The 23,743-nt window shown below is 72.1% G+C and carries 24 protein-coding genes; 11 read left to right on the forward strand and 13 right to left on the reverse strand.

Translation table 11 applies throughout. The annotated features are described in order from the left end of the window. Positions 1–20 precede the first annotated feature (20 nt). The 3 genes from ACIBTU_RS12835 (at position 21) to ACIBTU_RS12845 (ending at position 2,162) form a co-directional block, all read left to right on the forward strand. Positions 21–803, forward strand: a complete 783-nt coding sequence (locus tag ACIBTU_RS12835; RefSeq protein ID WP_399126076.1) for a metal ABC transporter ATP-binding protein — start codon at positions 21–23, stop codon at positions 801–803. Continuing rightward, positions 803–1,687: a metal ABC transporter permease gene (locus tag ACIBTU_RS12840; protein WP_399126077.1), complete on the forward strand. Its 885-nt coding sequence runs from the start codon at positions 803–805 to the stop codon at positions 1,685–1,687. Before ACIBTU_RS12835 ends, ACIBTU_RS12840 begins: the two co-directional genes overlap by 1 nt. A 67-nt stretch (positions 1,688–1,754) precedes the next feature. After that, the gene (locus tag ACIBTU_RS12845; RefSeq protein WP_399126078.1) at positions 1,755–2,162 is read left to right on the forward strand and encodes a Fur family transcriptional regulator; all 408 of its coding nucleotides are present in this window, start codon (positions 1,755–1,757) and stop codon (positions 2,160–2,162) included. Position 2,163: 1 nt separating this feature from the next. Here ACIBTU_RS12845 and ACIBTU_RS12850 read toward each other — a convergent pair whose 3' ends face one another. The 3 genes from ACIBTU_RS12850 to recO form a co-directional block, all read right to left on the reverse strand. Beyond that, positions 2,164–2,697 (reverse strand): YcxB family protein, encoded by a 534-nt coding sequence (locus ACIBTU_RS12850; RefSeq protein WP_399126079.1) that lies wholly within the window; start codon positions 2,695–2,697, stop codon positions 2,164–2,166. A 65-nt stretch (positions 2,698–2,762) separates the two neighbouring features. Next, positions 2,763–3,596: an isoprenyl transferase gene (locus ACIBTU_RS12855; protein WP_399126081.1), complete on the reverse strand. Its 834-nt coding sequence runs from the start codon at positions 3,594–3,596 to the stop codon at positions 2,763–2,765. A gap of 27 nt (positions 3,597–3,623) precedes the next feature. Further along, complete coding sequence (recO, locus tag ACIBTU_RS12860; protein ID WP_399126083.1) at positions 3,624–4,373, reverse strand: DNA repair protein RecO; 750 nt, start codon at positions 4,371–4,373, stop codon at positions 3,624–3,626. A 162-nt stretch (positions 4,374–4,535) separates the two neighbouring features. Here recO and ACIBTU_RS12865 point away from each other — a divergent pair, with 162 nt between their 5' ends. Next, complete coding sequence (locus ACIBTU_RS12865) at positions 4,536–4,907, forward strand: type II toxin-antitoxin system RelE/ParE family toxin (protein WP_399126084.1); 372 nt, start codon at positions 4,536–4,538, stop codon at positions 4,905–4,907. Then, positions 4,904–5,242, forward strand: coding sequence for an XRE family transcriptional regulator (locus ACIBTU_RS12870; protein ID WP_399126085.1), 339 nt, complete (start codon positions 4,904–4,906; stop codon positions 5,240–5,242). The genes ACIBTU_RS12865 and ACIBTU_RS12870 overlap by 4 nt, the downstream gene beginning before the upstream one ends. Before the next feature lie 14 nt (positions 5,243–5,256). Here ACIBTU_RS12870 and ACIBTU_RS12875 read toward each other — a convergent pair whose 3' ends face one another. Further along, positions 5,257–5,472 carry a hypothetical protein gene (locus ACIBTU_RS12875; RefSeq protein ID WP_399126086.1) on the reverse strand — a complete coding sequence of 72 codons (216 nt, stop codon included), beginning with the start codon at positions 5,470–5,472 and terminating at the stop codon, positions 5,257–5,259. 354 nt (positions 5,473–5,826) lie between these two features. Here ACIBTU_RS12875 and ACIBTU_RS12880 point away from each other — a divergent pair, with 354 nt between their 5' ends. Continuing rightward, complete coding sequence (locus tag ACIBTU_RS12880; protein ID WP_399126087.1) at positions 5,827–6,660, forward strand: Scr1 family TA system antitoxin-like transcriptional regulator; 834 nt, start codon at positions 5,827–5,829, stop codon at positions 6,658–6,660. Beyond that, on the forward strand, positions 6,642–6,842 hold the full coding sequence (locus ACIBTU_RS12885; protein WP_399126088.1) for a DUF397 domain-containing protein: 201 nt from the start codon (positions 6,642–6,644) through the stop codon (positions 6,840–6,842). The genes ACIBTU_RS12880 and ACIBTU_RS12885 overlap by 19 nt, the downstream gene beginning before the upstream one ends. Here ACIBTU_RS12885 and ACIBTU_RS12890 read toward each other — a convergent pair. From ACIBTU_RS12890 to leuA, 8 genes are all read right to left on the reverse strand, one after another. After that, a complete protein-coding gene (locus ACIBTU_RS12890) occupies positions 6,826–8,253 on the reverse strand; it encodes a serine/threonine protein kinase (RefSeq protein WP_399126225.1) in 1,428 nt (475 codons plus the stop codon). The two genes, ACIBTU_RS12885 and ACIBTU_RS12890, sit on opposite strands and share 17 nt — an antisense overlap. A gap of 48 nt (positions 8,254–8,301) precedes the next feature. Continuing rightward, positions 8,302–9,126: a dienelactone hydrolase family protein gene (locus ACIBTU_RS12895; protein WP_399126089.1), complete on the reverse strand. Its 825-nt coding sequence runs from the start codon at positions 9,124–9,126 to the stop codon at positions 8,302–8,304. Positions 9,127–9,273: 147 nt separating this feature from the next. Further along, complete coding sequence (locus ACIBTU_RS12900; protein ID WP_399126090.1) at positions 9,274–10,149, reverse strand: hypothetical protein; 876 nt, start codon at positions 10,147–10,149, stop codon at positions 9,274–9,276. Between the two features lie 161 nt (positions 10,150–10,310). Next, positions 10,311–10,982 (reverse strand): response regulator, encoded by a 672-nt coding sequence (locus tag ACIBTU_RS12905; protein WP_399126091.1) that lies wholly within the window; start codon positions 10,980–10,982, stop codon positions 10,311–10,313. Beyond that, entirely contained in the window at positions 10,979–12,238 is a 1,260-nt protein-coding gene (locus ACIBTU_RS12910; RefSeq protein WP_399126226.1) for a sensor histidine kinase, read from the reverse strand. Before ACIBTU_RS12910 ends, ACIBTU_RS12905 begins: the two co-directional genes overlap by 4 nt. A 62-nt stretch (positions 12,239–12,300) precedes the next feature. Further along, positions 12,301–14,385, reverse strand: a complete 2,085-nt coding sequence (locus ACIBTU_RS12915) for an MMPL family transporter (protein ID WP_399126092.1) — start codon at positions 14,383–14,385, stop codon at positions 12,301–12,303. Between the two features lie 152 nt (positions 14,386–14,537). After that, positions 14,538–15,236, reverse strand: coding sequence for a TerB family tellurite resistance protein (locus ACIBTU_RS12920; RefSeq protein WP_399126093.1), 699 nt, complete (start codon positions 15,234–15,236; stop codon positions 14,538–14,540). A gap of 185 nt (positions 15,237–15,421) precedes the next feature. Next, positions 15,422–17,143, reverse strand: a complete 1,722-nt coding sequence (gene leuA / locus ACIBTU_RS12925) for a 2-isopropylmalate synthase (RefSeq protein WP_399126094.1) — start codon at positions 17,141–17,143, stop codon at positions 15,422–15,424. Positions 17,144–17,463: 320 nt separating this feature from the next. On the opposite strand from leuA, the gene ACIBTU_RS12930 reads away from it, so the two are divergent. The 4 genes from ACIBTU_RS12930 to ACIBTU_RS12945 all read left to right on the forward strand — a co-directional run bounded on the left by ACIBTU_RS12930 (position 17,464) and on the right by ACIBTU_RS12945 (position 21,517). Beyond that, positions 17,464–18,537 (forward strand): M4 family metallopeptidase, encoded by a 1,074-nt coding sequence (locus ACIBTU_RS12930; RefSeq protein WP_399126096.1) that lies wholly within the window; start codon positions 17,464–17,466, stop codon positions 18,535–18,537. A 17-nt stretch (positions 18,538–18,554) separates the two neighbouring features. Continuing rightward, complete coding sequence (locus ACIBTU_RS12935; RefSeq protein WP_399126097.1) at positions 18,555–18,821, forward strand: protealysin inhibitor emfourin; 267 nt, start codon at positions 18,555–18,557, stop codon at positions 18,819–18,821. A gap of 105 nt (positions 18,822–18,926) precedes the next feature. Next, positions 18,927–20,279, forward strand: coding sequence for a GH1 family beta-glucosidase (locus ACIBTU_RS12940; protein ID WP_399126098.1), 1,353 nt, complete (start codon positions 18,927–18,929; stop codon positions 20,277–20,279). Then, entirely contained in the window at positions 20,276–21,517 is a 1,242-nt protein-coding gene (locus ACIBTU_RS12945; RefSeq protein WP_399126099.1) for an MFS transporter, read from the forward strand. Before ACIBTU_RS12940 ends, ACIBTU_RS12945 begins: the two co-directional genes overlap by 4 nt. Positions 21,518–22,885: 1,368 nt before the next feature. Here ACIBTU_RS12945 and ACIBTU_RS12950 read toward each other — a convergent pair. Beyond that, the gene (locus ACIBTU_RS12950; RefSeq protein WP_399126100.1) at positions 22,886–23,740 is read right to left on the reverse strand and encodes an NAD-dependent epimerase/dehydratase family protein; all 855 of its coding nucleotides are present in this window, start codon (positions 23,738–23,740) and stop codon (positions 22,886–22,888) included. Positions 23,741–23,743 lie beyond the last annotated feature (3 nt).

Below are 23,743 nucleotides of genomic sequence, written 5' to 3' on the forward strand. Positions count from 1 at the left end.
GATCGAAGGGCGGCAGCGACATGAGCGCGGACGACACCGAGGCCCCCGTCATCGCACTGCGCGGGGTGACGGCCGAGCTCGGCGCGCGCCCCGTGCTGCGCGGCATCGACCTGACCGTGCGCCGCGGCGAGGTCGTGGCGCTGCTCGGGGCCAACGGCTCGGGCAAGTCCACGGCCGTGCGCAGCGTCATCGGGCAGGTGCCGCTCACCGGCGGCACGATCGAGCTGTTCGGCACCCCCCGGCGCCGGTTCCGGCAGTGGGCGCGGGTCGGGTACGTGCCGCAGCGCACGACGGCGGCGGGCGGGGTCCCGGCGACGGTCGCCGAGGTCGTCGCCTCGGGCCGGCTGTCGCGGACCCGGTTCGGGCTGATGCGCAAGGCCGACCGGGAGGCGGTGGCCCGCGCCCTCGACCTGGTCGGGATGTCCGACCGGGCCAAGGACTCGGTGAACGCGCTGTCGGGCGGCCAGCACCAGCGTGTGCTGATCGCCCGCACGCTCGCCGCCGAACCCGAGCTGCTGATCATGGACGAGCCGATGGCCGGCGTCGACCTGGCCAGCCAGGAGGTTCTCGCGGCCACCCTGCGCGAGCAGGTCGCCGCGGGCGCCACCGTGCTGCTCGTCCTGCACGAACTGGGCCCGCTGGAGCCGCTGATCGACCGGGCCGTCGTGCTCCGTGACGGCTGCGTCCTGCACGACGGGCCGCCCCCGAAGGCCGTCGGCCAGCACGCGCTGCCCGGCCACGACCACGTCCACCCGCACACCGCCGCGGACGCCGAACCGATCCGTACAGGACTGCTGAGCTGATGGAACTCCTCGACTTCGCCTTCATGCAGCGGGCGCTGCTCGCCGCCGTCCTCATCGGCATCACGGCCCCCGCGATCGGCATCTACCTGGTCCAGCGCCGCCAGGCCCTCATGGGCGACGGCATCGGCCACGTCGCGATGACCGGCGTCGGCCTCGGCTTCCTCCTCTCCACCTCCCCGGTGTGGATGGCGATGGCCGTGTCCGCGCTCGGCGCGCTGATCATGGAGCTGATCCGCTGGTACGGGAAGACGCGCGGCGACATCGCGCTCGCCATGCTGTTCTACGGCGGCATGGCCGGCGGCGTGATGCTGATCAACCTGGCGCCGGGCGGCTCGACGGCCAACCTCGGCTCCTACCTCTTCGGCTCCCTGACCACGGTCTCCCCCTCCGACGTGACGGCCATCGTCGTCCTCGCGGCGTTCGTGATCCTGGTGACGGTGGGCCTGCGCCGGCAGCTGTTCGCGGTGAGCCAGGACGAGGAGTTCGCGCGGGTGACGGGCCTGCCGGTGCGCGCCCTGAACCTGCTCATCGCGATCACGGCGGCCGTCACGGTCACCGTCGCGATGCGCGTCGTGGGCCTGCTCCTCGTGTCGGCGCTGATGGTGGTGCCGGTCGCCGCCGCGCAGCAGCTGACCCGCAGCTTCAAGGCGACGTTCGTCATCGCGGTCGCGATCGGCGTCGTCGTGACGCTCGGCGGCACCGTGACCTCGTACTACCAGGACGTGCCGCCCGGCGCGACAATTGTCCTGCTGACCATCGCGGTGTTCATCGCGCTGACGCTGCTCGCGACACCGCTGGCCCGGCGCCGGGCGCGTGCGGCGGGCGCCGTCGCCGGGGACCCGGCGGAGTGCGCGATCCCCGCGCAGGCGCCCGAGAAGGTCTGACCCGCGCGCGCCGCAGCCTGGCACAATGGCGGCGGTACGCAGGTGGCAGGGACGTGAGGAGGAACCCGTGGCAGCCCCGGTTCGAGGCAGGTCGACCCGCCAGCGCGCGGCCGTGGCGGCGGCGCTCGACGAGGTGGACGAGTTCCGCAGCGCCCAGGAGCTGCACGACGTGCTCAAGCACAAGGGCGACTCGGTGGGCCTGACGACGGTCTACCGCACCCTGCAGTCCCTCGCGGACGCGGGCGAGGTCGACGTGCTGCGCACGACGGAGGGCGAGGCGGTCTACCGCCGCTGCTCCAGCGGCGACCACCACCACCATCTGGTGTGCCGGATGTGCGGCAAGGCGGTCGAGGTCGAGGGCCCGGCCGTCGAGAAGTGGGCCGAGGCGATCGCCTCGGAACACGGCTACGTGAACGTGGCCCACACGGTCGAGATCTTCGGCACCTGCGCGGAGTGCGCGTCCGCCGAAAGCTGAGTCACACCCGGCGAACATGCCGGTCCAACAGAGCCCGGAGGCCCTCCACGCCCCCGGGCTCCGTCGTGCTCCGCTTGGGCAGGACGGTGAAGCACGCGGCGTTCTTGTCAGCGCTGAGCAGCACGAACGTGTCGCCGGTCTCCACGTAGCGCGGCATCGCGTCCCACTTCAGCTGGGAGGACCCACCCGCGTTGGAGACGCTGACGCCGTCGGCATCCACCACAGCACGGCTCACACCGTGACGCCCCAGCACCTTCGTGAACTGCTGCGCCATGAGCGCGGGCCGGGCGAGCATGGCGACGAGCGCGACGCCGACGCCGATCATCGACGCGTCCGGCGTCTCCCCCTTGGCCAGCGCGATGCCGAGGGCGAGCGCGGCCATCACCGCCGCCACCGGAAACAGAACGCGCATCCTGCGTTCGGACTTGGACACCTTCGCGCGGGCGCCGAGCGCCTGTCTGACGTCGTCGCGCGTCAGCTGGTACTCCAGCAGTTCCACGCGCTCCCCGGCCGTCTCGTCGACGTGCTGTTCCACGGTCTCTCCCCAGGACCTCGGTGATGATCGAGGAGAGAGTAACCGTGCCGCGGGATCAGGGCCCGCTACTTGCCGCCGCGCTCCAGCTGCATCAGGACCTCGTTCGGGGTGGCGCCGCCGAAGCGGCGGTCTCGGGAGGCGTATTCGACGCAGGCTCGCCACAGGTCGCGGCGGTCGAAGTCGGGCCACAGGACGTCCTGGAAGACCATCTCGGCGTAGGCGCTCTGCCACAGCAGGTAGTTGGACGTGCGCTGCTCGCCGCTGGGGCGCAGGAACAGGTCGACGTCCGGCATGTCCGGGTAGTAGAGGTACTTCGCGAACGTCTTCTCGCTGACCTTCGACGGGTCGAGCCGGCCCGCCTTCACGTCCTCGGCGATGGCCTGCGCGGCGTCGGCGATCTCGGCGCGGCCGCCGTAGTTCATGCAGAAGTAGAGGGTCAGCTTGTCGTTGCCCTTGGTCTGCTCCTGGGAGATCTCCAGCTCCTTGGCGACCGACTTCCACAGCTTGGGCATGCGGCCCACCCACCGCACGCGGATACCGAGCTCGTCGAGCTGGTCGCGGGTCTTGCGGATGAAGTCCCGGTTGAAGTTCATGAGGAACTTCACCTCGTCCGGGGAGCGCTTCCAGTTCTCCGTGGAGAAGGCGTAGAGCGAGATCGCGCCGACGCCCAGCTCGACGGCACCCTGGAGGACGTCGAGGACGCGCTCGGCGCCGACCTTGTGACCCTCGGTGCGGGGCAGACCGCGCTCCTTGGCCCAGCGCCCGTTGCCGTCCATGACGATGGCCACGTGCTCGGGCACCAGCTCGCCCGGGATCTTCGGCGGCCGCGCGCCCGACGGGTGCGGTTCGGGCGTCTTGTACTCACGACGGGACCGTCCGAGGATTCCTCGACGTGCCATGTTCCGGGCCTCTCCCCTAGCTCAGCTTCAGCTTTTCTCTACGTAACGCAACGAGCGCAGCCCGCGCTCCAGGTGCCAGTGCAGGTACGCCGACACCAGCCCACTGCCCTCCCGCACGAACCGTGCCTCGCACGCGTCCGCGGTCTCCCAGTCGCCGGTCAGCAGCGCACCGAGCAGGTCGAGGGCCTGGGGTGAGGGTACGACGCTGCCCGGTACCCGGCAGTCGACGCAAACCGAGCCGCCGGCGCCGACCGAGAAGAACCGGTTGGGACCGGGCATTCCGCACCGCGCGCAGTCCCCGAAACTCGGCGCGTACCCGTTCACCGCGAGCGAGCGCAGCAGGAAGGCGTCGAGGATCAGATGCGGCTCGTGCTCACCGCGGGCGAGGGTGCGCAGGGCGCCGACGAGCAGCAGGTACTGCTGCACCGCGGGCTCGCCCTCATGGTCCGTGAACCGCTCCGCCGTCTCCAGCATGGCCGTCCCGGCGGTGTACCGGGCGTAGTCCGTGACGATCCCGCCACCGTACGCGGCGATCGTCTCGCTCTGCGTGCACAGCGGCAGCCCGCGCCCGATCAGCTCGCTGCCCCGCGCGAAGAACTGCACGTCCACGTGCGAGAAGGGTTCGAGCCGCGCCCCGAACTTCGACTTGGTCCGCCGCACCCCACGGGCGACGGCCCGCACCCGCCCGTGCCCACGGGTGAGGAGGGTGATGATCCGGTCCGCCTCACCCAGCTTCTGGGTGCGCAGCACGATGCCGTCGTCGCGGAACAGACTCATGCCGCCTATTGTCCCCCACCGAATCGTGCGCAGGGAGCCCAGATCGGGCCCTGCCGGTGCCGCCCGCATCACTCATGCGTGTGAGCGCTTCCCGCTCTCCCCCACCAGAGGATATGCCGCTTGCACTATATGCCTCAGCTGTCATAATCGGAGGAGCGAAGCGTGCCCTGGGAAGTAATCGTGCTCGAACCGGCACTGTCCTGGCTTCACGGCCTGCGCAAGGAGGAGCGCGCGACCCTGGTCCTGATCAGCGCCGCCATCACGGCACTCCAGCGGGAAGGCCCTGGGCTCGGCCGCCCCTTGGTCGACACCGTCCGAGGCTCCCGACTCACACACCTCAAGGAACTGCGGCCCGGCTCCGCGGGCTCCAGCGAGGTCAGGATGCTGTTCGCCTTCGACCCCGTTTGCCGGGCGGTGTTCCTGGTGGGCGGCGACAAGTCCGGTAACTGGCATAACTGGTACGACACGCACATCCCCATCGCGGAGCAGGTCTACGAAGCGCATCTGCGGCAGATCGAGGAGGACGAACGGTGAACAAGAAGCCTCACCCCGGGCAGAGTGCACGCTGGGACGACCTGGTCGAGGAATTCGACTTCTCCCCCGAGGAACGAGCCGACATCGATCACCGGGCCGACCAGATGATCGCCACCGCCCGCGCCCACCGCCTCGCCGAGATCCGCAAGCGTCAGCACGTCACCCAGGTCGACGTGGCCAAAGCCATGGGCGTCACCCAGGCCCGCATCTCCCGCATCGAGCACGGCCAGCTCGAACGCAGCGAGGTCGAAACCCTCGCCTCGTACGTCCGCGCCCTGGGGGGCAAGCTCAAGATCGTGGCGGACTTCGGCGACGAGCAGTTCGTACTCGGGTAGACGCTCCGACCGCCCTAAGGGACCTCGCCCCGGCTGCGCCGGTTCGCGTATGTCGTCGCCGCCCGCAGGCGCTCGTGGGTCGTCGCCTCGCGCAGCACGTCGGGCGGACAGTCCCACTCCCGGCCGCCCCCGTACGGCCGCAGCTGTACGTACGGGCCCTCGTGCCCCATCACCCGTCCCACCTGACCGGTGCTCGTGTCGACCGCGTACGAACCGATCGGTGGCTTCATCGCGCTGCGCTCCTGTCGTCCGGGCTTGCGAGGAGGACGGCGGCGAGACGGGACGCCGCGTCAACCGAACAACGCCCCAATTCCACCAATGGACACGGGGCACTCCGTGCGATTGACCCGGGATCCAGGCCCAGCGACGGCAGCACAATTCCGACCCTCGCGAGTGCGGCTCGCACATTCTCCACCGTTTCCTCGGCTTCCTCCACGCACCGCGCGGCATGGTTCCCGTTGCCCTTCACGTGGCTCCCCTTCCCGATTCGATTTCACGCTTCTCCCCTCAACGGTGGCGTCGCCTCTCTACAGTGGGGAAGGCTCTGTGCACTACAACTGCGGGGCTGCACCTGGGGGTTGGCCATGGCCAATGGTTCGCGACAAGCGGCGTGGGAGTTCTTCGGACTCGAACTGAAGCGGCGCCGCGAGGACGCCGGTCTGACCCAAGTGGAGTTGGGCTTACGCGTATTCGTTTCCGGTGGCTACATCGGCCAGTTCGAACAGGCAATTCGCAAGCCACAGTTGGATGTAGCCCAGAGGATTGACGAAGCGCTGCAAACCGACGGTATTTTCGAGCGGATGTGGCGACAGCTCATCGATGATCGCCGCTATGCAGAGTATTTCGCCGCCGCCGCAGAGCTTGAGTCGGCGGCGATCGAGATCAGTGAGTTCGCACCCGCGCTGGTGCCCGGGCTGTTGCAGACCGCGCCGTACGCGCGAGCGGTGACCCTCGCCATGAACCCGTACGCGGAGGACGATTACATCGAGGAGAAGGTGGTCGGGCGTCTGGAGCGGGCCGCGATCCTCAAGGGCGCGGAGCGCCCCCGGTACTGGGTGATCCTGCACGAGAACGTGCTCGGTATCCCGGTAGGCGGTCCGGCCGTGATGGCCGAGCAGCTGGAGCACATCCTGTCCCTGGCGCGACGCCGGGTCCTGGTGTTGCAGGTCCTGCCCCGCGCGGCCGGCGCGTACGCCCTGATGACCGGCCAGCTCAAGCTCATGGAGTTCGACGACGCCCCGCCAACCGCCTACACAGAGGCGGTGTATTCAGGGAATCTGCTGGACGAACCGGCCGTGGTGCACCGTGCCCAGGCGGCATACGATCAGTTGAGGGCCGCCGCGTTGTCGCCGGAGGCGTCCCTCGCCCTGGTCGAATCGGCGGCGGAGGACCAGAGACGATGCGCGAGTACGACCTGACGAACAGCCGCTGGCGCAAGTCCACCTACAGCGACGGGAACGGCGGCGACTGCGTAGAGGTCGCCCACGGTGTCCCCGGGGTCGTCCCCGTCCGGGACTCCAAGGTCGCGGACGGGGACGTCGTCGTGATCGGGGCCGGCGCGTGGGCCGCGTTCGTGGACGGGGTCAGGCGGCCTTGCTGAGCGCGTCGAGGCGGTTGGACGTGTGCCACATCGCCTCGACCGCGACGACGTTGGCCAGGAGCAGCAGCCAGCCGCCGGGTTCGAGCACGGACCGGATGTCGTACGCGGGGTTGTCGTCGTCGATCGTCAGTCCGAGGGTCATCAGGATCAGGAAGATCCCCATGAGGGTCAGGACAATGCTCCAGATGACCGCGCCCGCGACCCCCGCGCCGGACCAGGCCCGGTAGTCGGAGTCCGAGGACAGGCGCAGCAGATGGAGCAGGCCGCACACGATCAGCGCGGCCGTGCCGAGGACGCCGACCGGAACGACCGCCCAGTCCGAGGTCACGCCCGGGATGCCGCTGGCGTACGACTGCCAGGGGTGCGCCCAGTCGAAGGAACCGGTCACCTGGGAGACCTGCGCTCCCGTGGAGTCACTGGTCCATGTCTCGGTCATGATCGGATTGACCGTGGCGATGAAGAGGACGATCGCCGCGAGCGCGAGCTTGACCAGGTGGACGGCGACGACGCCCCCCGTACGACCCGGACGCTTCGGCTCGGGCGGCACGGAGAGCACGGACGGCTTCGCGACCTTGGTCGGTGCGGGCGCCGGCGGTTCCAGATCGGCGGCCCGGGCCTTCATCGCGTCACGCAGGCGCAGCTCCGTGGCCACCCGGGTCTTCGGCACGTCGCGGGGGCGCGGCACGGTGACGGCTGCGGCCGGGTCGTCGTCGTGCCGCGCGAGCGTGCGCAGCGCCGCCGTTCGTTCCTGAATGGCCTCGCGCGCCCCGCTGACCCGCATCCAGGCACCGGGACCGAGTTCGTCGCCGAGTTCCCGCTCGCACAGTTCGAGGATCTGCTGTCCGGTCGGCCGTTCACCGGGTTCCTTGTCGAGGCAGGCGGTCAGCAGGTCCCGTAGCGGCGCGGAGCGGATCGCCGACAGGTCCGGGTCGTCGGCCACGATGCGGTGGGCGACACCCCACTCGTTCTCGGCGCCGAACGCCTCCTGCCCGGTCACGAGGAAGTACAGCGTGGAGCCGAGGGCGAAGATGTCGGACGGTTCCCCGACCGTGCGGCCCATGGCCTGCTCCGGGGACATGTAGAGCGGGGTGCCGATCCGCGTGGAGTGACTGCTGTACGTCACGGACTGGGTCAGCGACTTCACGATGCCGAAGTCGATGGCCTTGGGGCCCGTCTCGTCGAGCATGATGTTGCCGGGCTTGACTGCGCGGCCCGCACCTCCCGCTCGAACCGCGCCCCGAACTCGGCGTCCCGGGCGAACTCGGGCCGGATCACCTTCACCGCGGCCGGCTGCCCGCCCGGCGAGAACGCGATGAAGACCTGCCCCATCCCGCCCTCCCCCAGCCGTGCCACCGGCCGGAAGTCCCCCAGCTCCACCGGGTCCTGCGCCTGTAGCGCCGTAAATCGGAATGCCGCCTTCGGCATACCGCCCCCTATTTTCTCCGTGGTCACCCGTTCGTCACCCGTTGCCGTGCCGCAGCTCGGTCCGGAAGAGGTCGGCGACCCGCTCCCAGGAAAGGTCCGCGGCCACCTTGTCGTAGGTGTCGTGTCCAGGGAAGAAGAACGCGTGCGGTGCTTCCTCGTGGACGGTGATGTCGTGGCGGACCCCGGCCTCGGTGAGGGCGGTGCGGGCCGCCTCGACCTGGGCGGCGTCGATGATGTGGTCGCGCCCGGCGTAGAACAGCGCGACGCGCGTGCCGTGTTCGGCGATGCGCCCGGTGTCGTCGAGGAGCGGCGCGGGCCGGCTCAGGGCCGTGCCGGACGTGGCGAGCCAGCCGGGGTAGTAGATCGCGGCGGCGGCCAGGCGCAGGCGGGTCGCGGCGAAGTAGGCGAGGTGGCCGCCGAGGCTGAAGCCGAGGATGCCGGTGCGCTCGGCGGCGCCCGCGTGGGGCCGCGCGTGGTCGGCGGCGGCGCGGAAGTCGGCCTCGACCTCGTCGCGGGTCAGCCGGCCCACGAGGTCGAAGGCGTGCGCGCGGTTCGCGTCGGAGCGGGCGAAGCCGTCCCGGGACGCGGGGTCGGTGCGGTGGTAGAGGTTCGGGACGACGGCGACGTGGCCGAGGGCCGCGACCTGGCGGGCGACGTCCCGGATGTCGTCGTTGAGGCCCCAGAGTTCGCCGCCGAGGAGGACGACCGGGTGGTCGCCGGGCTCGGCGGGGCGGGCCAGGTACGTGGTCATGCGGGTCGGCGCGCCCGGGACCGGGAGGTCGGTCGTCTCCGTGAGGACGGCGGGGTCCGCGATGTCGGGCGTACGGGCTTCACTGTCGAGATCGTCTGCGTGTGTCACCGTCGCAGCCTGCCTCGAACACCGGTTCCCGGGCCGGGATTTGACCTGATCCAGAACCGGTCGGCGGCGGTGCGTCGCCCCCGTCCCGGACTCCGAGGTCGCGGGCGGGGGCGTCGGCACGGGGCGGAGCGGGGTCAGGATCAGGATCTACCAGCCCGGGCCACCCTGGTTCTGCCCGCCGTACACCGGGCCCGTGCCCGGGGCGTACGTGCCCTGCGGGTACGGGTGGGCCTGCGGCTGCGACGGCGGCTGCTGGGCCTGGGCCTGGGCCTGCGGGTGCGCCTGCTGGGCCCGGATGTGGGCGTCCTGGTGGCCGGCCTGGTACGCGGTCGGGGCGGCGGCGCCCTTGGCGCGGGCGGCCTCCTGCTCGGCGGCGTTCATCCAGCGGTCCACCCGCTGCCGCATCGGCATGATCATGCCGCCGCCCACGCCGACGATCAGGATGCCCGCGACGGTGGCGAGGATCGCGTAGAGCACCGGCTGGGTGACCGTGGTGGCGATGCCGGCCTGACCGAGCGCGGCGATGACGCCGAGCGCGACGACGGCTCCCCACAGGACGCCGGCGACCGTGTGCCCGTACGACGTGCTGGACAGGGCTCCCGCGGCGATGGAGCGCACGGCGTTGGCGACGGCCATGGCGACGACGACGAGCACGACGGCGACGACGGCGCGGGGCAGCCAGGCGACGAGGCCGTTGATCATGTCGCTGACCGGGTTGGGCCCGAAGGTGCCGAGGGCGAGCTGCAGAATGATCAGCATCAGGGCCAGGTAAACGATTCTGCAGAGGAGCCCGGTCAGGTCGAAGGACGCGCCCTTGAGCAGCTTGTCGGCGCCGGCCGTGCGGGCCAGGCGTTCGGAACCGGCCCTGCGCAGGACCCGGTCGAGCACCTTGCGGATCACCTTGGCGACGAACCAGCCGACGCCCAGGATGATCAGGAAGGCGGCGAGCTGGGGGACGAACTGGGCGACCTTCGACCAGGCATCGTTCAGCCCCTGGGTGAAGTCGATGGACAGGACGGTCATCAGAAACCTTTCTGCAACTCCGGGTGCGGTATCCGCCACCGCTAACGCGACGGCCCCGGGATAGACCCGGCGCAGCCGCGCCCTTGAGCCGAAAGGGTGACGCTCTCGCCCCTGCCCGAAGACCTGTTCGCGCTTCGCGCCCAAGAGGTCGGGCGGTGCGCTCAGCCGGGTGCCACGAGGCCCGACTCGTAGGCGATGATGACGAGTTGAGCGCGGTCGCGGGCCGAGAGCTTGCCCATGATGCGGCTCACGTGGGTCTTCGCGGTCAGCGGGCTGAGGCCCAGGGTGTCCGCGATCTCCGTGTTCGTCAGGCCCCGGGCCACGAGGATCAGCACCTGGCGCTCGCGGGGTGACAGCCGGTCGAGGCAGCCGTCGTCGTCCGGGGCCGGGATCTCGGGGGCGCGCAGGACGCGGGCGATCAGACGGGCCGTGGGGCCCGGGGACAGCAGGGCCTCGCCCGCGGCGACCGTCCGGATGGCGTCGAGGAGTTCGGCGGGGCGGGTGTCCTTGACCAGGAAGCCGGAGGCGCCCGCGCGCAGTGCCTCCACGACGTGCTCGTCCGTGTCGTAGGTGGTCAGCATCAGGACCTTCACACCGGCCAGGTCCTCGTCCTCGGCGAGCAGGCGGGTGGCTTCGATGCCGTCGATGTCGGGCATCCGGATGTCCATCACGACCAGGTCGGCTCTCGCCTCCCTGGTCGCCTGGACCGCCTCTCTGCCTGTCGCGGCCTGGGCCACGACCCGCATGTCGGGGGCGGAGTCGACGAGGAGGGCGAAGGCGGCTCTGACCAGGGCCTGATCGTCGGCGAGCAGCACTCTGATGGGGGTCGTCATCGCCGTTCCTGGGTCGGTTCGTGGGTGGGTGCGGCCTGGGCCCCCCGAGGCAACGGGATGCGCGCCGCCACCTGGAAGCCGCCCTCTTCCCTCGGGCCCGCTTCCAGCGTGCCCAGGACGCTGCGGGCCCGCTCGCGCATGCCGATGAGGCCGAAGCCCGCACCCGTGGGCGGGGAGTCCGCGCCCGTGCCGTCGTCCTGGACCGTGACCCTCAACTCGCCCTTTCCCGCACGGATCTCGACCCGGATCGGCACGTCGGGGCCGCCGTGGCGGACCGCGTTCGTCAGGGCCTCCTGGACGATCCGGTAGGCGGCCGCGCCCACCGCCGGCGGCACCTCCGTCTCCGCCTCGGCCTCCGCCGGGTCGAGCGTCGCCGTCACCTTCGCCCCGGCCGTGCGGGCCGCCGCGATCAGTTCGGGGATGCCGTCGAGGTCCGGCAGCGGGCCGCGGGACTCGTCCGGGTTGGCGCGCAGCACTTCGAGGGTGGCCCGCAGCTCGCCCCGCGCGGAGCGGCACGTGTCGGCGATGTCGTCGAGCGCCTTGGCGACGGCCGCGCGGTCGAGCCGGTCGGGGTCGGCGTTCAGGACGTGCGCCGCGACCGAGGTCTGGACGCCGACGAGCGTGATGCTGTGGGCGAGCAGGTCGTGCAGGTCGCGGGCCACCCGCAGGCGTTCCTCGGCGACCCGGCGGCGGGCCTCCTCCTCCCGGGTGCGCTCGGCCTTCTCGGCGCGCTCGACGACCGAGGCCACGTACTGCTGGTGCACGCGCGCGTAGACGCCGAAGAGGACGACCGTGACGATCCAGCCGGAGACCCGCACCGCCTGTGCGCCCTCGGCCATGCCCCGGCTGAACTTCACCGAGAGCATCAGGCCGATGACGGCCGCGCCGAGGAGGAGGGAGCGCCGGGGCGGTCCCGTGAGCGCGGCGATGAACAGCATGAACAGGGAGACGGCCACCGGCGCCGAGTCCGTGTACCCCAGCGCGTGGTACGGGACGACGCAGACGGCCACGCCCAGGAACGCGGCCAGCGGGGCGCGACGGCGCCAGGCCACCGGGACGTGCGCGGCGAGCAGCAGCAGCCAGCCGACGGCGTCGGGCTGCCGGCCGTCGGCGCGCACGGTGAGCGCCAGGATCGTGGCGACGGCCGCGAGGAACGCGGCGAGCGCCGCGTCCTGGCGCAGCACGCGGCCGGGGTCCGGCGGCCCGCCGCGCCGGTCGGGGCGGGGGCCGAACCCGGGGATCTGGAGCAGTCGCATCGCGTCCACCGGTCCATCTTCGGGGAGGAAGGCGCCCCTCCGGCAGGGAGGGGCGCCTTCGGTCACTTCAGGGCGAGTTCGGGTTCCTCGGCGGCCGGTGGCCGTGGGGCCGCCGGTTTCCGGGCGAGCGGGCCCGGCCACCAGACCTTCCGGCCGAGCGCGAGGCTCGCCGAGGTCACCAGGTACGTACGGACGAGGAACGTGTCGAGGAGGACGCCGACGGCGATGACGAAGCCGAGCTCGACCAGCTGCACCAGCGGCATGTTGATCAGGACGGCGAAGGTCGCGGCGAGCACGAGTCCGGCCGAGGCGATCACGCCGCCGGTGGTGCGCAGCGCGGTGAGCGCGGCCGCGCCGGTCTCCTGGCCGCCGAGGACCTCCTCCCGCATCCGGTGCATGAGGAAGATCCCGTAGTCGACGCCGAGGGCGACGAGGAAGACGAACGAGAGCAGTCCGAGTCCGGGGTCGGTGCCGGAGAAGCCGAAGAGGGGCTCGAAGACGAGTCCGGCGATGCCGAGGGACGCGCCCCAGACGGCGACCACCGCGACGAGCAGGAGCAGCGGTGCGACGAGGCTGCGGAGCAGGGCCACGAGGATGAGGAGGACGGCCGCGAGGACGATCGGGACGACGACCAGGCGGTCGCGGGCGTTGGTGTCCTTGAGGTCGAGCTGTTCGGCGCTGGGCCCGCCGACGTAGGCGCCCCGGCCGTCGAGCCGGTCGCGCAGCGCCTCGATGGTGCGGGTCTCGGCGGCGGTCTGCGGGGCGGCGTCGGCGGTGACGCTGATCTCGGTCCAGCCCGCGCCGCTGCGTCCGGCGCGTACGTCGGCGACGCCGGGGGTGGTGCGGGCGGCGGCGACGGCCCGGTCCGCGTCACCGGCCGGGGCGATGACGGTGATCGGCTGGGCGCTGCGGTCCGGGTAGGCGGCGGCGAGCGTCTGCATCGCGGTGACCGAGTCCGGCTTGTCGGTGAAGGAGTCCTCCTGTTTGAGGCTGCCCGGCAGGTTGAGCACGCCGAGGGCGAGGGCGCCGAGGAGGACGGCCCCGGCGCCGAGGACGGCGAACGGCCTGCGCCCCGCCGAGGATCCCATCGCGGAGAACAGCGACCTGCGCTTCTTCGGCTCGGAGCCGAACGCGGGCACGAGCGGCCAGAACACGCGCCGGCCGAGCAGGACGAGCACGGCGGGCAGCAGGGTCAGCATGGCGACGAGCGCGCACAGGACGCCGACGGCGCCGAGGGGGCCCATGCCGCGCGAGGAGTTGAGGTCGGCGGCGAGCAGGCAGAGCAGCCCGACGGCGACGGTGCCGGAGGAGGCGAGCACGGCGGGGCCGCAGCCGCGCAGGGCCGCGCGCATCGCCTCGTACGGGCGCTGGACGCGGCGCAGTTCCTCGCGGTAGCGGGAGACGATGAGGAGGGCGTAGTCGGTGCCCGCGCCGAAGACGAGGATCGTCATGACGCCGGAGCTCTGGCCGCTGATCGTGGTGCCGAAGGCCTGGTGGAGGCCGTAGGCGACGCCCATGGAGAGGAAGTCGGCGACGCCCGCGACGGCGAGCGGGACGAGCCACAGGAACGGGCTGCGGTAGATCAGGACGAGGAGCAGGGCGACGACGGCGACGGTCGTGTAGAGCAGGGGCCCGTCGAGCGACTGGTAGACCTCGGAGGCGTCGGTGGCGAGGGCGCCGGGCCCGCCGACGTCGACGCTCAGCCCGCCGGTGTCGTGGGCGAGGGCGCGGACGTCGCCCACGAACGCGTCGCGGGCCTTCTCGTCGATGCCGGGGCCGGTGCTCGCGACCGGGTACATCAGGGTGTCGCCCGCCTCGGACGGGACTCCTCGCGGCGGGGCGACGAGGTCCAGCTTGGCGTCGACGGCGGCGGCCTGGCGGGCCGCCTCGGCCTTGTCGGCGGCGGTCAGGCCGCCGTCGCGGTGGTAGACGAGGACCAGCTCGGTGGTCTCGCCGCCGGGCAGCCGCTCCTGGATCTTCGCGACCTGTGTGGAGTCGGCGCTCGCCGGCAGATAGTCGACCGCGCGGTCGTGCTGCACGTCGCCGAGCTTTCCGGCGAACGGTCCCGCGAGCGCCAGCACGCCGATCCAGAGCACGAGCAGCACCCACGGCACCGCGCGCCCTTTCCGTACCGGTGATCCCGCCATGGGTCGGCCCCCTCGAGTCGTGGTCCTGAAGTCCGGTGTCACCAGACTCTTGGACCGCGAGGGGCTTTCCATCGCGCCCGCGACGGACTCCGGCTCTACTGCCGGGGGCGGTCAGGGCGCGGCACTACTCCCGCGGGAGTACTGCGGACGGATCAGCTGGGGGTGCGGGCCGCCGCGAGGAGCAGTTCGGAGACCTCGTCCGTGCACATGGTGAGGGCGGCGCCGACGGTGCCGAGGACATCGCGCTCGGCGGCCGAGTACGGGCCGTCCGCGAGGGCGATCCGCGCGCCCTGGGTCAGGATCGACTCCCGTCCGGCGGGCGCGAGGTGCGCGGCGATCGGGTCGAGCGCCTCGTGGAGCTCGATGGCGAGCCCGGCGCCGGATCCGGCGTGCTCGGGCAGCCGGCCCGCGTCGGTCACCAACGCCTCGACGAGCGCGGCGAGTTGGACCTCGGAGCAGTCCTCGAAGCCGGCGGCGCGCAGGATGCCGACCGCGCACTCCAGGGTGGTGCGGGAGGCGGTGGTGCCGGTGGCGAGGACGGCGAGGACGACGGTGTGCACGGCGTCGCGGAGCATCGCCGAGAAGCGGTGCGTGGTCGGGTGGTCGAGGGCGTCCATGCCGAACCGGTGCTCGCAGGCGGCGCATTGGACGACGGGGCCGGTGTGGCCGCGGGGCACGAGCGGGACGCCGAGGACGGTGAAGCGGCGCCGGCCGGTGCGCCGCTGGTAGTTGCGGTCGCCGCCGCAGCCGGGGCAGAAGAACTCCCCGTCACCCACGGTGGTCCAGGTGGTGTGCACGCCGAGTACGCGCGTGAGCCCGGTTCGCCGTGTTTGTCCCAGCTTCGGCAGCACGTGCACACCTCCGTAACGGCGCCGCAACATCGCGACGCTGGCGTGATGTTAGCCACATTGCCGAGGCGGCGTCAGTACCTTGGTCACGACGGGATCACGGCGAACCGGCGGCGTGGCCGAGACATGACGCGGCCCCGCACACCGACAAAAGGTGCACGGGGCCGGGAAACGCCAGCTCAGAGGAGTCAGCGGGCGGCGCGGTTCACCGCGGAGACGACGGCCTTCAGCGACGCACGTGTCGTATTCGCGTCGATGCCGATGCCCCACAGGACCTTGTCCTCGATGGCGACCTCGATGTACGAGGCGGCGACGGCCGAGGCGCCCTCGCTCATCGTGTGCTCCTGGTAGTCCAGCAGGCGGGCGTCGACGCCGACGGCCTGCAGCGCGTCGAAGAACGCGGAGATCGGACCGTTGCCCGTACCGACCAGGATCTGCTCGGTGCCGTCCACCTCGGCCTCGACCGTCAGGCGGTCCACACCGTCGGTGTCCGTCGTGGTCTGGCCCGTCTTGACCTGGATGCGGCCCCACGGGTTGCCGGAGTTGGGCAGGTACTCGTCCTGGAAGACGTTCCAGATGTCCTTCGGCGTGACCTCGCCGCCCTCGGCGTCGGTCTTGGCCTGGATGACCTTCGAGAACTCGACCTGCATACGGCGCGGCAGGTCCAGCTTGTGGTCGTTCTTCAGGACGTAGGCGATACCGCCCTTGCCGGACTGCGAGTTGACCCGGATGACGGCCTCGTAGGAGCGGCCGACGTCCTTCGGGTCGATGGGCAGGTACGGGACGGCCCACTCGATGTCGTCGACGGTGACGCCCTTGGCCTTCGCGTCGGCCTCCATGGCGTCGAAGCCCTTCTTGATGGCGTCCTGGTGGGAGCCGGAGAAGGACGTGTAGACCAGGTCGCCCACGTACGGGTGGCGCGGGTGGACCTCCATCTGGTTGCAGTACTCCCACGTGCGACGGATCTCGTCGATGTCGGAGAAGTCGATCTGCGGGTCGACGCCCTGCGAGAACAGGTTCATGCCCAGGGTGACCAGGTCGACGTTGCCGGTGCGCTCGCCCTGGCCGAACAGGCAGCCCTCGACGCGGTCGGCGCCGGCCATCACGGCCAGTTCGGCGGCGGCGACGGCGGTGCCCCGGTCGTTGTGCGGGTGGACCGACAGGACCACGTGCTCGCGGCGGGACAGCTTGCGGCCCATCCACTCGAAGCGGTCCGCGTGCGTCGACGGGGTCGAACGCTCCACCGTGGCGGGCAGGTTGAGGATGATCTCGCGGCCCGGACCCGGCTGGTAGACGTCCATGACGGCCTCGCAGACCTCCAGGGCGAAGTCCAGCTCGGTGTCCGTGAAGATCTCGGGGCTGTACTGGTAGCCGAACTCGGTCTCGGGGCCCAGGATCTTCTCCGCGTACTCCATCACCAGGCGGGTGCCGTCGACGGCGATCTGCTTGATGTCGTCCTTGGAGCCGCGGAAGACCACGCGGCGGAAGACGGGAGCCGTGGCGTTGTACAGGTGCAGCGTGGCGCGCCGGGCGCCCTTCAGGGACTCCACCGTGCGCTCGATCAGGTCCTCACGGGCCTGGGTCAGTACGGAGATCGTCACGTCGTCCGGGATGGCGCCCGGCTCCTCGATGATCGAGCGGACGAAGTCGAAGTCGGTCTGGCCGGAGGCCGGGAAGCCGACCTCGATCTCCTTGTAACCCATCTTGACCAGCTGGTCGAACATCCGGCGCTTGCGCTCGGGCGACATGGGGTCGATCAGGGCCTGGTTGCCGTCGCGCAGGTCCGTGGAGAGCCAGCGAGGAGCAGTGGTGATCCGCTGGTTCGGCCAGGTGCGGTCGGCGATGTCGACCTGCTCGTACTGACCGTACTTGTGGATGGGCATGCGGCTGGTCTGCTGGCGGTTCGCCATGATGCGGGGCTCCTCAGAGGGTGGCCGGTAAGGCGGCCGACGGCGCAACGCCAAACTCCGCGGGGAGGGGGTCGGCCTCGACTACAGGCCCTCGCCGCGGCAGCTAAGGAGAAGCAGCCCGAATCGCATGATGCTGAGCACCTTAACCGAGTCCCGCTCTTGTGCGGAGGGTCGTATCAGTATGCGGGACGACCGGCGAGTAACCGGGCATAGGTGACTTACGCCTCTATTTCGACAACACCCTCCCGCTATTTCGCTCTATTTCGCTAATCACCGTCGCACCTCGTGACACCACGGTGACGCAGTGCCACCTTGGCATGATGACCGCGAACCCGTCGGGCTTCGAGCCCGTCTTCTGCACGATCGTCCCGCCCCATCTCCTCGACCGCGTCGCGCAGTCGTCGAACGCGACGGCCGCCGAGCGCGCCCGCCTCACCCTGGAACGCGACGCCCTGGAGCGCGGCCGGCGCCGCCGCACCGTCGTCACCCGCACCGCCGTCGCCACCCCGCCCGTCGCCCCCGCCGACCGGAAGCCGAAGCGCACGATCTACGACGCCGGGCACGGCACCCAGCTCCCCGGCGACCAGGTGCGCGGCGAGAGCGACGCGCCGGGCCAGGACGCCACCGTCAACCGGGCCTTCGCCGGCCTCGGCGCCACCTTCGAGCTGTACCTGCAGAAGTACGACCGCTGGTCGATCGACGGCAACGGGCTCGCGCTCGACGCGACGGTCCACTACGACCAGGACTACAACAACGCGTTCTGGAACGGCGAGCAGATGGTGTTCGGCGACGGGGACGGCGAGATCTTCCTCGACTTCACCCTGCCCGTCGACGTGATCGGCCACGAACTCACCCACGGCGTCACCCAGTACACGGCGAACCTGACCTACGCGGGCCAGCCGGGCGCCCTCAACGAGTCGCTCTCCGACGTCTTCGGCTCCCTCATCAAGCAGTACTCGCTCGGCCAGAGCGCTGCCGAGGCCGACTGGCTGATCGGCGCGGGGCTGCTCGCGCCGAGCGTCCAGGGCGTGGCGCTGCGCTCCATGAAGGCGCCGGGCACTGCGTACGACGACGACGTGCTCGGCAAGGACCCGCAGCCCGCCGACATGGAGCACTACGTGGACACCGAGGAGGACAACGGCGGCGTCCACATCAACTCCGGCATCCCCAACCACGCCTTCTACCTGCTGGCCACGGAGCTCGGCGGGCAGGCGTGGGAGCGGGCCGGGCAGATCTGGTTCGACACCCTCACCGGCGGCGAGCTGGGCGAGGACGCCTCCTTCACGGACTTCGCGCAGCTGACCGCGAAGGCCGCGCAGGAGCGGTACGGGGCGGGAGACGAGACCCGGGCTGTGCTCAAGGCCTGGGAGCAGGTCGGGGTGCCGACGAGCTGAACGGGTAGGCGGGAGCCATGCGGATTCACGTCAGGCGCACGGGCGGCTTCGCCGGGGTCCCCCGGCAGGCCGAGATCGACACGTCGGGCCACGGCGACGAGCACGAGTGGCGGCAGCTGGCCGAGGCGGCGCTCGCCGAGGGCCGGGACAGCCCGCCCGGCGGGGTGCCCGACGGGTTCAGCTACACGATCACGGTGGACGGGCGGACGGTGTACTGCGCTGACCCGCGGCTCACTCCGGAGCAGCGCAGGCTGATCACCCGCGTCCTGAAGGAGGGCGCCTGACCGCCCGGGCCGGCCGGGTCGCCCGGGTTTAGGGATACCCGCGGTAACTACGGGGCACTGCACGGGCGTTGACTTCTCTACCGGCCGGTACGGATGATCGCGCCCATGCCAGCCACCCCGGACGCGCCCCCGCTCCCGAAGTTCCCGCCCGGCTTCCTGTGGGGTGTCTCCACCTCTGCCCACCAGATCGAGGGCGCCGTCGAAGGACGCGCGCCCTCGATCTGGGACGCGTTCGGCGCCGAGCCCGGACGGATCAAGGACGGCTCCACCGCGGACACGGCCTGCGACCACGTGGCCCGCTACCGCGAGGACGTGGGCCTCGTCCACGACCTCGGGGTCGGCGCGTACCGCTTCTCGGTGTCCTGGCCGCGGGTGCTGCGGCCCGGCGGGCTCGACTTCTACGACCGGCTCGTCGACGAGCTGTGCGCGCGGGGCGTGCGGCCGGTGCCGACGCTCTTCCACTGGGACCTGCCGGTGGAGGTCGAGGAGGCCGGCGGCTGGCTGTCCCGGGACACCGCGTCCCGCTTCGCCGCCCACGCGCAGACCGTCGCGGCGCGGCTCGCCGACCGCACCGGCACCTGGATCACCCTCAACGAGCCCGCCGAGCACACCCTGCTCGGCCACGCCCTCGGCGAGCACGCGCCCGGCAGGAAGCTGCTGTTCGACGCCCTGCCCGTCGCCCACCACCAGCTCCTCGCGCACGGGCTCGCCGCCCAGGCGCTGCGCGCGGCGGGCGCCACCGACATCGGCATCGCCAACTCCCACGGCCCGACCTGGCCCGCCTCCGCCGGACCGGCCGACGCGGCGGCCGCCGACCTCTACGACGTCATCCTCAACCGGCTCTTCTCCGACCCGCTGCTCCTCGGCCGCTACCCCGACGGGTTCGGCGAGCTGATGCCGGCCGACGACCTCGCCGCCGACCTCGAGGTGATCTCCGAGGGCACGCTCGACTGGTACGGGGTGAACTACTACCAGCCGACGAAGGTGGGGGCGCCGCTGCCCGGCGGCGCGGACGTGGAGTTCTCCGGACTGACGCTGCCCGCCGAACTGCCCTTCGCGGTACGGGAGATCGAAGGGTACCCGGTGACGGACTTCGGCTGGCCCGTCGTCCCCGACGCGCTCACCGAACTCCTCGCCTCCTTCCGCGAACGCTACGGGGACCGGCTGCCGCCCGTCGTCGTCACCGAGAACGGCTGCGCGTACGAGGGCCTCGACGACCGGGACCGGATCGCCTACCTGGACGGGCATCTGCGGGCGCTGCACCGGGCGATGGAGGCGGGCGCCGACGTGCGCGGCTACTTCGTCTGGTCGCTCCTCGACAACTGGGAATGGGCCGAGGGCTACACGAAGCGCTTCGGCCTGGTCCACGTCGACTACGCGACCGGGACCCGCACCCCGAAGGCCTCGTACGCCTGGCTGCGGGACGCGCTGCGGGAGCAGAAGGCGCCGCGGTCATGAGCGCGCTCGCCCTGGAGGAGCCCGCCGAGCGGGTCCGGCGCGGCTGGACGGTCGCGCTCTCGCTGGCCAACGGTGCGATCTGGGTGGGCTGGTACGGGCCCCTGCAGATCCTGCTCGCCCAGCAGTCGGAGCAGTTCGCGCCCGGCACCGGCCTGTCGAAGGAATCGCTGCTCGCCTGGGTCACCGGGGTCGGGGCCGTCGTCTCCCTCGCCGCGAACCCGCTGTTCGGGGCGCTGTCCGACCGGACCGTGTCCCGCTACGGGCGGCGTACGCCGTGGATCGTGGCCGGGTCCGTGGGCGGGGCGCTGTCCCTGCTGCTGCTCGGGGTCGCGGAGTCCGTCTGGGTGCTGTTCCTGGGCTGGGGCCTGGTGCAGCTGACGCTGAACGCGGCGTTCGCGGCGGTCACCGCGGCCGTGCCGGACCGGGTGCCGCGGCTGCAGCGCGGGGCGGTCGGCGGGTGGCTCGGGGCCGCGCAGATCCTCGGGGTCGTCGGCGGGACGGGGCTCGCGACGCTGGCCGGCGGGACGGGGGGCGGGTACGCGGCCTGCGCCGTGTTCACGCTCGTCGGGGTCGCGCCGTACGTGCTGCGCCACCCGGACCTGCGGCTCGCTCCGGCCGACCGGCCCGCGTGGTCGTGGCGGGGCTTCGCGGCGGGGTTCTGGCTGAGCCCGCGCGCGCATCCCGACTTCGCGTGGGCCTGGCTGACCCGGTTCCTGATCAACCTCGGCAACGCGCTGGTGCTCCTGTACCTCTTCTACTATCTCCGCGATCAACTCCACTACCCGGACCCGGAGTCCGGGGTGCTGATCCTCACGGCGGTCAACGGAGTGACGCTGCTCGCGACCGTCGTCGTGGGCGGGGTCTGGTCGGACCGGGCCGGCCGGCGCAAGCCCTTCGTTCTCTGGTCCGGGGTGCTCATCGCTGTCGCGACCGGGGTGCTGTCCGGGTGGCAGACGTGGAGCGGGGCGCTGGTCGCTGCCGCGGTGCTCGGGGTCGGTTTCGGCGTCTTCACGTCCGTGGACTTCGCCCTGATGACCGATGTCCTCCCGGCGGCCCTGGACCGGGGCAAGGACCTCGGCGTCATCAACATCGCGAACTCGCTGCCGCAGGTGGCCGCGCCCGTACTGGCCGCCCCGCTGGTCGGCCAGCTGGGCGGCTACCGAGTCCTGTACCTGGTCGCGGCCGCGATCGGCCTCGCCGGAGCGCTGCTGGTCCATCGGATCAAGGGGGTGGACTGAGGCGCGGGCCGCTCGGCGCGGGGCGGGCGGAGTCCCGGGGGCGATGTCCGGCGACGCGCTCGGCTGCGACGTGCCCAGGGCCGGCCTCGCCCATAGCCCCGGCCCTCCTCCCGCTGCCGGGGCTGCGTGCCCGGCGACGCGCTCGCCCCCCGATATGCCCCGGGCCGGCCTCGCCCATAGCCCCGGCCCTCCTCCCGCTGCCGGAGTTGCACGCCCGGCGACGCACTCGCCCGCAACACGCCTGCGGCCGACCTCGCCCATGGCCCCGGCCCTCCTCCCGCTGCCGGAGTTGCACGCCCGGCGACGCACTCGCCCGCAACACGCCTGCGGCCGACCTCGCCCATAGCCCCGGCCCTCCTCCCGCTGCCGGAGTTGCACGCCCGGCGACGCACTCGCCCGCAACACGCCTGCGGCCGACCTCGCCCATAGCCCCGGCCCTGCTCCCACCCACCCGCCCCCTCCGGGGGCGTCGGCCCGGCGCCCCGCCTCGGGCAGCGACCCGGACCCCGGGCCGGCACTCCGGTCCGGGGCGCGCATCCGGTCGACCCCGCCTTGGGCAGTCTGCCGCCTGGGGCGGCACCGGTGGGCAAGGCGGCACCCAGGTGCCGGGTGCGCGTTCCCTTGGCCTCGGCCAAAACGGCGCCGCCGTAGGGGCGGACGATCGTCGCCGGGTCCCGTCCGGTGGGGCTTCTCGCGCAGTTCCCCGCGCCCCTGAAGGCGCACTCCGTGCGCCCCAGGGACCGTTGGTTTCGCCCCGCGACGGAGTCGCTGATCGACACAGGCCGCGCCCCAGGGACGCCGGTTGGTCGTGCCCCGCGCCGGGGCCGCGCATCGACTCGGCCCCGCTCCCCTGGGGGCGCGCTCGGTGCCGGGCCGACGCCCCCGGAGGGGGCGGGTGGGTGGGAGCGGGGCTGGGGCCAAGGGCGATGCCCGGCGCCGGGTGCGGGTTCCATTGGGCCCCGGCTGAAGCGCCGTCGCCGTAGGGGCTGACGATCGTCGCCGGGTGCGCCACCGTCGTGGCTGGTCGCGCAGTTCCCCGCGCCCCTGGAAGGCACACTCCGTGCGCCCCAGGGGCATGACGGGCGCGCCCCGCGACGGAGTCGCTGATCGGATGCAGCCCCGCGTGCCCGAGGGGCCCATTGGTAGCCCCCGCGAGGGGGCCTCGCATCGATACAGCCCCGCACCCCTGAAGGGGCGCGCCCAGTGCCGGGCCGACGCCCCCGGAGGGGGCGGGTGGGTGGGAGGAGGGCTGGGCGAAGGGCTGTGCCCGGTGCCGCGTGTGTATTCATCGGGGCTCGGCCGCAGTGCCGGCGTCGCGCGCCGGGCCATCCAGGAAGAGCCGCACAGCTACACCGCCGGCGCCGGCGGTCACAGGGCGCCGGAGGCCTTGGCTGACCAGAGGGAGGGGTACAGGGGGCGGTAGCCCAGGTCGTGGCGGATTCGGGATGTGGAGAGGACCGCGTGCCAGGGGTCCGTGGTCTCCCGCTCGGAGACGGAGGGCGGCACCTCCAGACCCGCGAAGGTCAACAGGTCGATCGTGGTCAGCGGGGCGTCGTCCGCGATGTTGTACGCGCCGGACGCCCCCGGCGCGTACAGGAGTCGCAGCAGGCCCTGGGCCACATCCGCGTGGTGGCCGAGGTGCAGTCGCTGCATCCCGGCCCAGCCGGGGGCCCACTCCACCGCCGTGTCGAGGTGCGGGTCCCCGTCCCCGTACACGAAGGGCAGGCGCCCGATCCGCAGATCACCGAGCCCGGAGAGTCCCGCGAGCCCCTGTTCGGCCTCCCACTTCGACTCGGGGTAGGCGCCCCACAGATGCCCGCCGGGTACGGACTCGTCCGACTCGACGAGGGCGCGGCCCCGCCCGGCGCCGTACACGAGCCCCGTACTGACCTGCACGAACCTGCCGACGCCGGAGGCCACCGCGGCCCGCCCGAGCTCGATCGCCGCGTCCCGGTTGACCGCGCGCGCCTCCTCGTCGGGGACTCCACGGAACGCCGCCGCTACGTTCACGACCGCGTCCACCCCGGCCGTCACCTTCCCGAGCGTCTCCGCGTCCCGCAGGTCCCCGACGACGACCTCCGCCCCGAGCTCCGCGAACTCCTCCCCGCGCTCCGCCTCCCGCACCAGCACCCGCACCCGGTCCCCGTGCGGGGCCGCCCGCAGCAGCCGCGGCACGAACCGCCGCCCGACCTGACCCGTCGCACCCGTCACCAATGTCAGCATGGC

Origin of the sequence: Streptomyces sp. NPDC050145 (assembly GCF_044460245.1) — a bacterium.
Taxonomy (GTDB): domain Bacteria; phylum Actinomycetota; class Actinomycetes; order Streptomycetales; family Streptomycetaceae; genus Streptomyces.

Coding starts and splice junctions, on each gene's coding strand:
- ACIBTU_RS12930 (WP_399126096.1), top strand. CDS start 17,464: ATGACCGCGAACCCGTCGGGCTTCGAGCCCGTCTTCTGCACGATCGTC.
- recO (WP_399126083.1), bottom strand. CDS start 4,373: ATGAGTCTGTTCCGCGACGACGGCATCGTGCTGCGCACCCAGAAGCTG.
- ACIBTU_RS12910 (WP_399126226.1), bottom strand. CDS start 12,238: ATGCGACTGCTCCAGATCCCCGGGTTCGGCCCCCGCCCCGACCGGCGC.
- ACIBTU_RS12945 (WP_399126099.1), top strand. CDS start 20,276: ATGAGCGCGCTCGCCCTGGAGGAGCCCGCCGAGCGGGTCCGGCGCGGC.
- ACIBTU_RS12905 (WP_399126091.1), bottom strand. CDS start 10,982: ATGACGACCCCCATCAGAGTGCTGCTCGCCGACGATCAGGCCCTGGTC.
- ACIBTU_RS12950 (WP_399126100.1), bottom strand. CDS start 23,740: ATGCTGACATTGGTGACGGGTGCGACGGGTCAGGTCGGGCGGCGGTTC.
- ACIBTU_RS12900 (WP_399126090.1), bottom strand. CDS start 10,149: ATGACCGTCCTGTCCATCGACTTCACCCAGGGGCTGAACGATGCCTGG.
- ACIBTU_RS12940 (WP_399126098.1), top strand. CDS start 18,927: ATGCCAGCCACCCCGGACGCGCCCCCGCTCCCGAAGTTCCCGCCCGGC.
- ACIBTU_RS12885 (WP_399126088.1), top strand. CDS start 6,642: ATGCGCGAGTACGACCTGACGAACAGCCGCTGGCGCAAGTCCACCTAC.
- ACIBTU_RS12915 (WP_399126092.1), bottom strand. CDS start 14,385: ATGGCGGGATCACCGGTACGGAAAGGGCGCGCGGTGCCGTGGGTGCTG.
- ACIBTU_RS12935 (WP_399126097.1), top strand. CDS start 18,555: ATGCGGATTCACGTCAGGCGCACGGGCGGCTTCGCCGGGGTCCCCCGG.
- ACIBTU_RS12835 (WP_399126076.1), top strand. CDS start 21: ATGAGCGCGGACGACACCGAGGCCCCCGTCATCGCACTGCGCGGGGTG.
- ACIBTU_RS12840 (WP_399126077.1), top strand. CDS start 803: ATGGAACTCCTCGACTTCGCCTTCATGCAGCGGGCGCTGCTCGCCGCC.
- ACIBTU_RS12855 (WP_399126081.1), bottom strand. CDS start 3,596: ATGGCACGTCGAGGAATCCTCGGACGGTCCCGTCGTGAGTACAAGACG.
- ACIBTU_RS12875 (WP_399126086.1), bottom strand. CDS start 5,472: ATGAAGCCACCGATCGGTTCGTACGCGGTCGACACGAGCACCGGTCAG.
- leuA (WP_399126094.1), bottom strand. CDS start 17,143: ATGGCGAACCGCCAGCAGACCAGCCGCATGCCCATCCACAAGTACGGT.
- ACIBTU_RS12880 (WP_399126087.1), top strand. CDS start 5,827: ATGGCCAATGGTTCGCGACAAGCGGCGTGGGAGTTCTTCGGACTCGAA.